The following is a 12,357-nucleotide window of genomic DNA, read 5'->3' as shown; positions in this document are numbered from 1 at the left end:
ACCTGAGTTGATTATATATAATCTGCACTACTTAAAAGTAGTGCTATATGTGCGACATCTTCATGCCTCACACAAGCTCTATTGTTTGCTTGCACATTGTCTTTCTTATACTGTCAAAACAATCTCGCATCGCTCAAGGCGATCGCTATTCTTACGATTAATTTATCGTTAGAGTACACAAAGATTAGCGAAATGAAGGAATTAATGCAACAGCTAAAAAATAAAACTCTTTAAAAAATGCACAAACAACTTATTATGAGTTGATAAAACTTGAGTGTATTGCTCTCACCACAGTTCTTTCTTCTTTACTAGCTCCTTTTTTTTTACCTTCTATCTTTTTACAGACAAACTTCCCGTCAGTTTAAGCTTTAATACCAACATTGCACAATCGCAATTGCAACCTTTACTTATAGTTTTGAATCGTGCAAAGGAGGACAAGAGCAATTAAAACCATTAAATATAAATAACTTGAGTAAAAAATAAATTTCATTTAAAAATTTTTGAAAATTTATCCGGGAGAAAAGTTAAAAAAATTTTAAAAAGGAAACGATTGCTACTTAAAGTAAATTTAAAAAGGTTAAGGTATCAGAGACACCCAAACCAATTTTTATAATTTCTACTCAAGAAGTCGTATATATAGAAAAAGAAAGACAGATAACTTGATGATTAAGCTTATTAAAAAGCTCTATTAGAATAAGCATGCAGATAAATTTTATCATAAGCTGATTTTGACTCTGGGGTAAGCAAAGCTGAATTTTTCACCTTAGGCCAAAGTGGCTCATAAGTAGGCGTTTCCCCATTCCCATGGAGGGTAGTTTTATACAAATATAAAACCTCGAAGGTATTGGGACCGAAGTAGTAATAGCTGGATTCAGGAACCGTTAAACCAAATTCATTTAAAATGAGGGGTTGATTTAATCCCTGCCTGGCCGCTATCCCTGAATCTATAATTACCGCTATTTTCACTCCAATGACCTCAGCCATTAATTGAATTTCCAGATCGCCAAAATTACTTACATTAATAATTGGATAATTCTTACCTCTCATATAACTTTGGTATTTCTCGACAGAGAGTTTATATTCATTATAAATTTGATTTTTAAACTGTGCCGTCTTTTCAGGAATATCAAGATAAGCAGCAATGGCATTTTTCAATTGTTTTACAGTTGATTCCGATATAAGCTCCCTTTCAATTGTCAATAAAGCGGAAAACGCACTCATCAAACACCCATGCGGGCTAAAATAGGGATGTTTATGCCAATATTGCATATCTATTCCAACATAATTCGTGGGACAGATTTGTCCCTTTGAATTAACAGCTTCACGATTCAAGCCTCTATAAAAATCCTGATAGGTTTTTACTGTATCCTGAATAACATGTTTCAAATTTGAGTCTAAGCAAGCATGATTAGGAGTCCAGGGAATTGTCACGGTCTGAGAAGTCGAGGCAGTTTTCAATTCACCAGTTTCTACTTTAAATTTTCTGAAAGGTTTAACCCCTTCATCGTCATATAAATCCCTTAAAATGAGTAAATGTTGAGGACCAAATTTTGTTTTAAGCGTCAAAGAAAGATTGCAAATTAATTGAAAAGTTGTTTTTATTTTTTCAACTCGTTGATTATCTTTTTGCTGCAAAAATTTTCGCGTATTAATCATTTCTGGATGATCTTCTTCAATTAAGTCTTCCATTACTAAATTAAATAAATGCAGTTTTTCTTCCTCAGATAAATCAACTAACAACCTTTTTAAACTTTCAGGATCATAGGATGGTAGTAAATTATTTTGACATGGCTCCACTGCATAAGTAAATTCATCCACAACTCGATTAATTCTTCGTAAATGGTCAGAATTAGCCGTTTCACCACAAGGGCAATCAAGCACTATTTCAGGTGCAGGAGCAGCAAGGGAAACTCCGTCTACATTCAATTTTAATAAATATCCTCTACAGCCATTTTCTTCTAATCGACTATGAGTCATAAATTTTAATACCATAAATCGATACAAGGCTTGGCAATTCAATTCATCGATAACTGTATAGAGATGCTTATTAAAATTAATCTTTCCATGTTTAGCTAATTCCACTAATTCTTTAAATGAATTAGCGTAAAGAACTTCTAAAAACTCTCGAGCTGTCTTTATTCCTTTATAATTTTTTACATACTCTGTTTCTTTAGATGGGTCAAAATCTCCGTCAAAATTTAGTCCATAATCCCCTGGAATGACGCCTTGATTTTCAACTCGGGCATATGCTTGATTGATTTGGCCTATTTGACTATAAATCTTTTCAGTTGGTGTCAAATCTGTACTTTCTCTTTCCAAATCTTTTTTTAATTGGAATAACTTCTGTGTCAGTTCTTGCTCACGTCGAATTTTTACTTTTAACTCTTCTAAGGCTAATGTTGGATTATCTGAAGTTTTTTTTGAGAGCATTTTTTTAGCTTTTTCCATAATAAGAGTATTTAAATTTTCTAAATCTTTTACTCTGCACTTTAAGAAAGCCACGGATCCTAATTTTTCCACCTCATAGCTAGCATTTTGTTTAGCCAAGTTTTTCACTTCCGAATCCAATCTTTCAACTTCTTGCGCCAGCCATTTAAGCCTCTCTTTTTTCTCATTAATTTGGAAAAAATCGTTCCCGATAGGCAACCTAGCAATTTTAACTTTTAAACTTTTGGTTCTTCGTAAAAAATTTAATTGATTATTAATCTGTTTAGCTAATTCTATTTGTCGTTGAGAAATAATAAGCTGAAAATTTTCGGTTTCTTTTTTTAAATTCGCGATATGTAATTCATTTTGTCTAAATTGATAGAAACTAAAAAATCCGATAGAAACAATATTAGCTAATAGAAGACCTAAAAAAGTTATGCGTGGGACTGCAAAATTTTGCATAACAAGGTTTTGCTCGTTGTTCAAAATGCTTTCTAATGACCACTTCTTTAACTGCTCATTCGTTATATTTATATCTTCAATTCTGTTATCAAAATTTAAGGTCAAATGAGTTTGTTGAACTTCTTTTTCTAATGTAAAGATCTTATTTTTTAAATTTTCAAATCTTTCCAGAAGTTCTCGCGTGTTAGATACTAACTGTGCCTGTTTACATTTGATGTGTTGAATTTTTCGTTGTTGTTCAACAATACGCCTGACTCCATATTTACCTAAACTTAAGATATTTAAAACAATAAACGTCACATGATTGAATGCAATAAGTAATTCAGACTGAGGAGTATAAACGTTTCCTAAACTGCTTGGTTGTACTGACAAGTTACTCATAAATTCCTATATACTTATGATAATTCGTATTAATTTATACTCTCATACCTTAGACACCCTAAAGCAATTAATCTTTAGCTTGAGCTAACAATCTCCAATAAAGGTGTAATTTATTAACAGTGCTTTCAATCCTTTCGACAATCCCCTCTCCAAATACATTTTCATCAAATGAACTTAGATAAGTTTTTAAATTCTCACCTTTATGATATTTTGGAAATAATCCATAGTAAGTGACACTCGGATGATTATAAAGGTAGTAAACTTCTTTTGTGTTTGGTCCAAAGTAATTGATTTGACCAGCTGGAATCATAGCTCCAGATTCATCAAGAACCGTATTTTGGCCAAGCACAAATACACCTATTTTCACTCCAATTAATCGAGCAGTCAATTCAATCTCAATATCAGAATATTCGGAAATCATTTCTATCGATTCTCCTCTCAACCACTTTTGGTATTGTTTGAGAGACCAATGATAATCTTGTTTAATTCTATCTTTAAATTCTTTTGCTGTTTCTTCGTTATCTAAACAATCTGCCACCGCTTCTTTTAAAAATTTTAAATATCGATTATTAATATAATTTTTATTTGTCATAATGATAGCTAAGAGATTGGAGAACAAACACCCGCGAGGAGAAGCATCGTAATCATAGCCTTCTAATAATTCATGACTCCCGTAGTATTGTTCAGAGAGTCCTTTGATTTTATCATCACTCTTCCATTGAGCTGCATATGCTTTATTTAAAGGATTTTGCAAATAACCAGGAATCATTTGCATCATTTGTAAGATAGAATGATCTGCTTGAGCCTCTTGCAAAGCAGTATAAAGCAAAGGATATTTCGCAAGAATTTCAATATTCATTTGCCATGCTACAATAGGTGCAGAGTCTTCGATTTGATCCAAAATGTTTATGCTTACTTTCTTATAAGGAGTTACAAGAGGGTTATCATTTGTCATTTTTTCCTGCCAAACAACTCCTGTATGCTTTTCAAAATTTTTCATAATAGAGGCAGCTATATCACAAACATGGTCATAAACAAGATTAACAAGCGCAACTCTTTTTTTATCCCCCCTTGTAACAAATCCTCTCAAACTTTTACTTTCTTGACTTCCTTCTTCGAAAAAAGGATCCATAAGCCAATAATAAAGATATTTTTGCTCTTCTTCAGTCAATAAAATCCAAATTCGTTTTGCTCTTACAGGATCTATTCCATATTGTAAACCTGCCGTCCCCGAAACTGGGCCAAATGGGTCTTCATTTCTCAAAATGATTTTGCTTCCAAATCGGCCATTTTCAAAAGTTCCTACTTGAGCAGGATTAGAAGGCTTCATTTCTAACTCAGATGCTCTTCCGATTTTCAATTTTATTCCTTGACAGTCTCTGACAATAGCACCATGCTCTAATATATCTAATACGAGAAGTTGATAAATAGCCATTTTACTATATAAATAGTCTGGATCTAGATAAATCATTTCACTATCATTAAATTTAACATTCGATTTTGAGTCATTGCCTAATTTAAGCATTTTGTCTAAAATGTATGTCAAACTTTCATTTATGAATTTCTCTGGAGCTACTGTTTTTTCATTTCGTTTAACGTAATCTGTAAACAAATTCTCTTCATCATCATTACTATTTAAACCGTAATCTCCTTGTACTTCTTCATCAGCTAAAACGATTCCATATTGATCTAATGTCTTTTTGTCTGCGGGATTTATTGGTTCTAACTGTCCAAGAATAGACGTTCCCAATTGTTTTTTTATACGAGAGATTTGGTCTAATTGTTGCTGTAATTGCTTTACTTTAGCCTTATCTTGTCCAACAACTTCTAAAGTTTTTTCATAAGTCATTTGTTCAAAAACGGCTGGATAGTCTTTTTTTAATGCTAAACGTTGCCTTTCCAGTTTGGCGCACTGCTCCTGTAATCTTGTTAAATCAATATGAAGCGTTTCCCAGTTCTTTTTATTAGATTCTAGTTTCCTTAAACAAGCTTCGTCTTCAGTTAATTTTTGTCTAATTTCTGAAATTTCATTTTCTATGATATGGGGATTTTGGCTATAAGCTTGTAATCCTTTTTGCCAACTTACAAATGATTTTGCAATTTTTATATTTGATAAAATTTGATGCTCTTTTTGCTCGTTATCCCTTTGAGATTTATCTTTAATGTAATTATTTTGCTTTATCAAAAGCGAAACTTTTTTATTTAGTAGAGAATTTTGATAGGCACTGTAAATACCTAAAGTTAGGAAATTTGTTATTAAATTTTTTAAAAAATTAGCAAAACTGATAGATAAATCTGAATCTGGAAATAATAAGCTAAATTGTCTTTTCAAGTTTTTAGCTTCGACTTCTAAGGTAGTTAAATTTTCCTCTGAAATGAAAGTCGCACTTTGAGGTTTATTTAAAATTTCTTCACGAACAGATGTCAAGCGATTTTCTAAATCGTTCCATTTCTGTATGAAATTAGATGATTTCTCTTGTATTTGTTTTTGCACGCGTTGAAGATTATTTACCTTATTTTTTTTCGCTAAAATTTCCAAACTACCGTAAATACCTAGGGTGAGGGTATTAAAAAATATAAAAGTTACTGTCTCCACAAATGAATTGACTGCTGGGAAAGGATGAAAATCTCGTCCAAATTGAATAGATGTATATAGATCACCAATCAACATATTATCCCTTCTTAACTGGAAAAAATAATTAAATTAAATAATTTTGAAAATCCAATAAATTCTTAATATAATACATATTAGAAATAAAAATTAAATACTAACTATTTTTTAGATAGAATTTAATCCAAATTTTCATTCATATAGAGAACTGCAATCTATCTCAAGAAAAAAAAGATGGGATAAACATATTGTTAATTTTTTATTAATAATCGAATAAGTCTACCTTTTTAATTTGGATGAATCAGCTCAACTGCTATTTTTGATAAATAATATGTCACATTTTTCATATAGAAAATATGATAGTAAAAAAAAGAAAAATAAAACCAATTTTCAACCTAATAAAAGTAGGCATCTTTTTGCTTAATTCTTAACAATTGCAGAGTTTAAATTAACACAAATACTTAAAATAAATTTTAAGCTTCTAGAATTATAAAAAATTAGAAATAGAAAAATTAGAAGTTATTAGAAATACTATCTTTTCATTATAATTTAATTACATAGCCATTTAATAATTCTTAAAGATTATGCTTAAGTAATTTTATAAAATTCAAATCGCCTTAATCTATAGATGAAGTTCGTATAAAAAACAATTAATTCACAAACTGCAATTTCAAGTTGGTTTACCATACATTGAGTCTATCAGGAGACTTATGCTATTTTAAATCAACAACTATTTCAAGTTTTTATAATTCAACAAAATCCTGTAGATATAGGTTACATCTTACAATAGCGAAAATTCAACTTTAAGAGCTGTAACTAAATTTTCAATTTGGTATCTTTCAGACTATGGAAAACTTGTTTTGTTTCTAAAGTTTAGTAATAAAGGCCAGTTGGGTTAGAATTTAATAAGTACGTGCAGTATTTATATTTAAATTTTTTAATAAATTTTATTCAAAATTGTACAAAATAATTTAAATCAACTTAGCGTAGTTAAAAATAAAAAATTTAAAAAATTAGTTTAAATTAATGATCATGTGCACTTGCTAGACCTTACGGATTTAACAAATGAAAAATTTTAACGTGAAAACGCGATAAACTTTTATTTTAACTCGAGCATGAATTCTTCTCATTAACACACATTCTAACAGAATTGAAAAATCTACTAGAAGTTATAAGTACTTTTCGTTAATAGATTTTTTTAACCGGTAATAAACCGTATCAGGATCTTGATTTCCATCAAATTTTAACAGAATTCCTTGATTAGTATAATATTGAATAAGAGGGCTTGTCAACTCATGATAAACTTCTAATCTTTTTAAAACTATATTAGCATCATCATCTGGACGACGATAAACCTCTTCTCCACATTTATCACAAACTCCACGAAGACGAGGAGAAGAAGAATAAAGGTTATAAACCATTCCGCAATTCTTACAAACAAGCCGACCTTCTGCTCGCTTAACAATCACTGCATCGGGAACTTCTAAATATAAAACAATCAGAGGGATTTTTATATCCCGTTTACCAGCTAAAGCTTCTGCTTGTGCGACAGTACGAGGAAAACCATCTAGTAAATACCCTCTAGCACAATCTGGATGGGCAAGTCGATCAAACAGCATATCCATTACAAATTCGTCGGGCACTAATTTTCCAGCTTGAATAAATTCTTTTGCCTTCAAACCGATAATCGTTTCTTTTGACATATGCTCTCTAAAAAGATCGCCGCTAGAGATATGAGGAATTTGATATTCATGCGCAAGTCTTTTTGCTTGAGTTCCTTTTCCCGAGCCTGGAGGGCCAAGTAAAATTAAAGCAACGGCTGCTTGAGTACTGACTAGAGGTTTTGTGCTTTTTATCATAAAATCATTGGAAAGTTAAATAAAAAAATAGAATAGACAAAATAAAAATCTTAATCAAGGACTATACTCAAACTAGTGATATTTTCAATTTGATTTAATATTTCCTGAAAAATTCATTACTCATAAGAAAAGATTAAAAAAGTTTTCCCCATTTGATTAAAAGGTTCAATAAGGATTACTTCTTTCTCAACTTCTCAACTTTTATATCTTACTTTTTCCAAGGGTAAGTAATTTTTTTTGAAACTTTTATGTGAGCATAAGAACCGTAATTTCATATTATTTAAGTGACTCGAGCTTTGAGTTTTCTAGATTTATTGTTAACATTTGTTAATTAAGTTAAGTTTATTTAAATTTTAGGATAATTTTTCAATGAAAAACTTTGAAATACATCATACGTTCATGCTAGAAGCCATCGCCGAATCTTGGAAAGCACGTCTTCATGCTCCTCCTAATCCTTGGGTGGGATGTGTCATTGTCAAAGATCAAAAAATTATTGGAAAAGGTTATACATATCCATCAGGACAAGCTCATGCTGAAATCAATGCCTTAAAATCAGCTAGCGAAAATGCTAAAGGAGCTTCTTTATACGTAACTTTAGAGCCCTGCTCTCATCATGGAAAAACACCACCTTGCACAGAAGCGATTATTCGCGCAGGGATTTTAAATGTCTATGTGGCTTTAAAAGATCCTGATTCACGAGTTCGAGGGCAAGGAATTCAAAAACTTCGAGAAGCAGGTATTCAGGTTAAAGTTGGAATTGGTGAAAAAGAAGCAAACGTTGTATTAACCCCTTATTTATATCAACGTGAAAGCCAAATCCCTTATACAGTCTTAAAAATAGCGACAAGCGTTGATGGTCGAACAGCTGCTGTGGATGGAACTTCTCAATGGTTAACGTCTTCTGAAGCACGATTAGATGCGCATCTACAAAGAGCTTATTCCCAAGCGGTTGTAATCGGATCTGGAACTGCAACTATCGACTCGCCTCAACTTACAGTTCGACATCCAACTATTCATCTATTTCAACAACCACAAAGAATTTTAATTGATTCTAGCGGCAGAACTCCTGCAACAGGCCTCTTATTTGACCAAAAGTTAGCTCCAACTCTTGTTTTAACAACGAAAGCTTCATCTATTATGAGGCAGAATGAATGGTTAAAAACTGGGGCAGAAGTCATTGTGATTTCTGCAACAAAAAATGGGCATGTCAACTTACGCGAAGCATGGCAATTACTTGCGAAAAGAGGAATTATTCAAGTTCTTGTCGAAGGTGGATCTACGTTACAAAGTGCTTTGTTAGAAATCGGTCTTGTCAATTGTCTGTCAGTTTATACAGGGCCATTACTAATCGGTAAAAGCGGTCTTCCACTATTTTCTAAGGAAATTCCGACTCTAAAAAAAGCCAAGATGTTAAAAATTCAAAATATCAAACAATTCGACAATTCCTTTCGAGTAGATTATTTACTAAAAGTTTAATCTAGGTAAAGAAGAAAGCTTTTTAAATAATCACTTTCTGGATGAAACAGATTAATGGGGTGATCACAGGCTAATTGATGTTTACCGATGAGGCGTACATTTCTGTTTGCTTCTGCCGCCGCTTGAAAAACAACTTTTTGAAATAGAAGCTCATTAACATGATGTGAACAAGAACAGGTCAAAAGAAGAGATTTTCTAGGCATTTTTTGCATCGCTAATCGATTAATGTCTTTATAACCACGGCAAGCAGCTATGACATCTTTTTGCTTTTTTGCAAAAGCAGGAGGATCTAAAATAACAAGATCATAATCAAGAACATCTTCACGTAAAAATTTGAAGACGTCAGCACAAATGAATCGGTTGTCAAATTCGGAAAGTTCATTTAAAACAAAGTGTTTTTGACAAGCATTTACAGCTTCTTGAGAAATATCTACTGAATCTACCCGTTTAGCTCCTCCAGCCATAGCATATACGCTAAAACCACCAGTGTAAGAAAAAGCATTTAATACTTTTTTGTTGAAAGATAGAGTTTTTATCCATTGCCGCATTTCGCGATGATCAAGAAAAAAACCTGTTTTTTGAGATTTATGTAAATCCGTTGTAAATTTTAAACCATTTTCAAAAAATGAAATATCGCCAATTTCTTCTCCTGATAAATGCTTTTGTACATCTGCTAATCCTTCTTCTTTACGAGAGGGTAACACCGATTTTTCAAAAATCGATCTTGGTTGAAAGAGTTCGTTGAGAGTCTCAATAATCCACGGCTTCAATTCGTCAATTCCTTTAGTTGAGCTTTGTAAGACAAAGACATCTTGATAAACGTCTATCGTCAACCCAGGAATCGCATCTCCTTCGCCATGCACAAAACGATAAGCATTAGTTTGTCTGAAATCAAATAACTGCTGTCTAAATTTCCATGCTGAAATGAGTCGTTGTTTAAGAGTTTCTAATGGCGGAACGCTATTGAACGAAACCATTCTACCAACAATTCCCGAACGACGATTAAAATATCCATAACCTAGCAATTGGTGAGAGGAAGCACAAACAGGAAGAATCTGGCCGTCTTTAAATGAAGGATAGGATTGCACAGCTCCAGAAAAAATCCAATGATGATAATTCCTAATCGCTTTATCTTTACCAGGCTTTAAAATGACACTATGCTGTTGCATGTATAAATCTATATTAATCAATTATTTGTCAAAAAAACCAAATAACATTAAAAAAAACCAGCCTATGAGCAAAGCTGCCCCACCAATAGGTGTAATTATTCCCCATCGTTTTACATTAGTTAATACAAGTGCATATAAACTACCTGAAAACAAAAACACGCCGATAATAAATGTCCAACCAGCTTTTGGTAACCAAGATGATTGAGAACTTTTCATCAAAAATGCGATTAGAATTAGCGTTAAAGCATGGTACATTTGATAACGTACGGCAACTTCAAAAACTCCTAAATAATCAGATGTCAATCTTGACTTGAGTAGGTGTGAGCCAAAAGCACCCGCAGCTATTGACAACATACCAAAAAGAGATCCAAAAAGATAAAATAACTGTTGTTGAAATTGCATGTGATGACTTTCAAAAAGATAAACTAGATTAATTAACTTTGTTACTCTTAACGATTTCATGAACTTTTTTCATGTAACTATCCCATTTACTTCTTAAATTTTTGATAGATTCTTCAAAACGTCTTTGTTCTTTCTCAGAATCATTAAATAAAGAAGCAATTACCTGTCGAATATTTTTTTTAGTTCCTTCATCAGGATTCACTTTTTGAAATAATAGAACCGCATTTAAAGCTTGCTCAATTCGTTGATTATTTTTTTGTCCATTTGCCAAAACTAATTTTCTATTCTCTAAGTTTCCTTCGATCAATGTATTATATAATTCAAGGTCTTTTATAAATTCAGAAATTTCGTGGTTAGTAACAGAATCCCCTGGTTGGCAATATTTTTTTTGGAAATATTCAATTTTATTGGCTACTTCGTCCAATTGCTTGAGAAAAGGTACTTCGTCTAAAGAGGTATTGTTGAACATATAGCATACTCCGCTTAGTCCTACGCTTGCTTATCCACTACTATTAAAGTGATTAAACTTTTAATTAACAATAACCCATACTTAGAAATCTGCAAGCCAAAAGGAAAAATATAAATTTCAATAAAAACTTTTTAACTATAGCAGCATAGTATCAATTTTTATCTAATGAGTCAACTGATAGACTTAAAATATATTTTACATAAAAAATACTATTGACTATTTTTTTTTCTTTGAAAGTCTTATTAAAAAAAATATATAATGACGTAATTTTATACATTTAGATAAGGATTATATGACAAAAAATCGTGATACGTCGTGGAATTCAGTCGGTCGTTGGTATGACAACTCAGTTGGTGAACAAGGACATTATTACCACCAACAAGTCATTATTCCACAAGTCACCAAACTACTTAATTTTTCAGACCAAGAACAGGCATCATTATTAGATTTAGCTTGTGGCCAAGGAGTTTTGAGTAGACATCTTCCCTCACAAATTTCATACACTGGTATTGATCTTGCTAAACAATTGATTACGGCAGCAAGACAACATAATCGTCGCGCTCAATGTGATTTTTTTTGTGCGGATGTGACCGAAAAACTACCTATACAAAAAGTAGACTTTTCGCATGCTACTATTATCTTAGCTTTGCAAAACATCCAGCTTCCTTTAAAAGTTTTTCAAAATGCCTCCAAACATTTAAAACCTTTATCCCCTTTGGTTATTGTCATTAATCATCCTTGCTTTCGCATTCCCCGCCAATCATCTTGGAAAATTGACACAGAAAACAAAATTCAATACCGAAGAATGGATCGTTATATGAGTGAAATGAAAATTCCTATCCAAATGCATCCAGGCCAAGGAATCGAATCTCAACAAACATGGTCATTTCATTATCCCCTTTCTACTTATACATACTGGCTTCAAGAAGCTGGCTTTACACTAGATCGAATAGAAGAATGGTGCTCCAATAAAAACAGTGAAGGGAAAGCTGCAAAGATGGAAAATAGAGCTCGCGAAGAATTTCCCCTTTTTATGGCACTCATTGCAAGAAAAAAAGGATAATTTGTATTAAAATAATATTTTATCATTTAGCACCGATG

The 12,357-nt window shown here is 32.2% G+C and carries 8 protein-coding genes; 2 read left to right on the top strand and 6 right to left on the bottom strand.

The window, feature by feature from the left end; translation table 11 throughout:
- Positions 1-675: 675 nt before the first annotated feature.
- The 3 genes from BU804_RS02565 to BU804_RS02555 form a co-directional block, all read right to left on the bottom strand.
- Positions 676-3,270, bottom strand: coding sequence for an OTU domain-containing protein (locus BU804_RS02565; protein ID WP_075882863.1), 2,595 nt, complete (start codon positions 3,268-3,270; stop codon positions 676-678).
- A 67-nt stretch (positions 3,271-3,337) separates the two neighbouring features.
- The gene (locus tag BU804_RS02560) at positions 3,338-5,941 is read right to left on the bottom strand and encodes a hypothetical protein (protein ID WP_075882862.1); all 2,604 of its coding nucleotides are present in this window, start codon (positions 5,939-5,941) and stop codon (positions 3,338-3,340) included.
- A 1,109-nt stretch (positions 5,942-7,050) separates the two neighbouring features.
- On the bottom strand, positions 7,051-7,740 hold the full coding sequence (locus BU804_RS02555; RefSeq protein WP_075882861.1) for an adenylate kinase: 690 nt from the start codon (positions 7,738-7,740) through the stop codon (positions 7,051-7,053).
- Between the two features lie 369 nt (positions 7,741-8,109).
- On the opposite strand from BU804_RS02555, the gene ribD reads away from it, so the two are divergent.
- Positions 8,110-9,216 (top strand): bifunctional diaminohydroxyphosphoribosylaminopyrimidine deaminase/5-amino-6-(5-phosphoribosylamino)uracil reductase RibD, encoded by a 1,107-nt coding sequence (gene ribD, locus BU804_RS02550; protein WP_075882860.1) that lies wholly within the window; start codon positions 8,110-8,112, stop codon positions 9,214-9,216.
- Here the strand turns inward: ribD and BU804_RS02545 are convergent.
- Genes BU804_RS02545 through BU804_RS02535 form a run of 3 tightly spaced genes read right to left on the bottom strand, consistent with a single transcriptional unit; the run spans position 9,213 to position 11,256 of the window.
- Positions 9,213-10,385, bottom strand: coding sequence for a class I SAM-dependent rRNA methyltransferase (locus BU804_RS02545; RefSeq protein ID WP_075882859.1), 1,173 nt, complete (start codon positions 10,383-10,385; stop codon positions 9,213-9,215). The two genes, ribD and BU804_RS02545, sit on opposite strands and share 4 nt — an antisense overlap.
- A 21-nt stretch (positions 10,386-10,406) precedes the next feature.
- Complete coding sequence (locus tag BU804_RS02540; protein ID WP_075882866.1) at positions 10,407-10,787, bottom strand: DUF423 domain-containing protein; 381 nt, start codon at positions 10,785-10,787, stop codon at positions 10,407-10,409.
- A 28-nt stretch (positions 10,788-10,815) separates the two neighbouring features.
- Positions 10,816-11,256: a hypothetical protein gene (locus BU804_RS02535; RefSeq protein WP_039358888.1), complete on the bottom strand. Its 441-nt coding sequence runs from the start codon at positions 11,254-11,256 to the stop codon at positions 10,816-10,818.
- Positions 11,257-11,548: 292 nt separating this feature from the next.
- Between BU804_RS02535 and BU804_RS02530 the strand changes: the two genes are divergently transcribed.
- Complete coding sequence (locus BU804_RS02530) at positions 11,549-12,319, top strand: class I SAM-dependent methyltransferase (RefSeq protein WP_075882858.1); 771 nt, start codon at positions 11,549-11,551, stop codon at positions 12,317-12,319.
- The last annotated feature ends 38 nt before the right edge of the window (positions 12,320-12,357 follow it).

The organism is Candidatus Protochlamydia sp. W-9, from assembly GCF_001950615.1.
Classification (GTDB): Bacteria; Chlamydiota; Chlamydiia; order Chlamydiales; family Parachlamydiaceae; genus Protochlamydia; species Protochlamydia amoebophila.
The sequence above is the reverse complement of the archived record's forward strand: the minus strand, read 5'-3'. Positions and strand labels throughout refer to the sequence as shown.

Coding starts and splice junctions, on each gene's coding strand:
- BU804_RS02565 (WP_075882863.1), bottom strand. CDS start 3,270: ATGAGTAACTTGTCAGTACAACCAAGCAGTTTAGGAAACGTTTATACT.
- BU804_RS02560 (WP_075882862.1), bottom strand. CDS start 5,941: ATGTTGATTGGTGATCTATATACATCTATTCAATTTGGACGAGATTTT.
- BU804_RS02535 (WP_039358888.1), bottom strand. CDS start 11,256: ATGTTCAACAATACCTCTTTAGACGAAGTACCTTTTCTCAAGCAATTG.
- BU804_RS02555 (WP_075882861.1), bottom strand. CDS start 7,740: ATGATAAAAAGCACAAAACCTCTAGTCAGTACTCAAGCAGCCGTTGCT.
- BU804_RS02530 (WP_075882858.1), top strand. CDS start 11,549: ATGACAAAAAATCGTGATACGTCGTGGAATTCAGTCGGTCGTTGGTAT.
- ribD (WP_075882860.1), top strand. CDS start 8,110: ATGAAAAACTTTGAAATACATCATACGTTCATGCTAGAAGCCATCGCC.
- BU804_RS02545 (WP_075882859.1), bottom strand. CDS start 10,385: ATGCAACAGCATAGTGTCATTTTAAAGCCTGGTAAAGATAAAGCGATT.
- BU804_RS02540 (WP_075882866.1), bottom strand. CDS start 10,787: ATGCAATTTCAACAACAGTTATTTTATCTTTTTGGATCTCTTTTTGGT.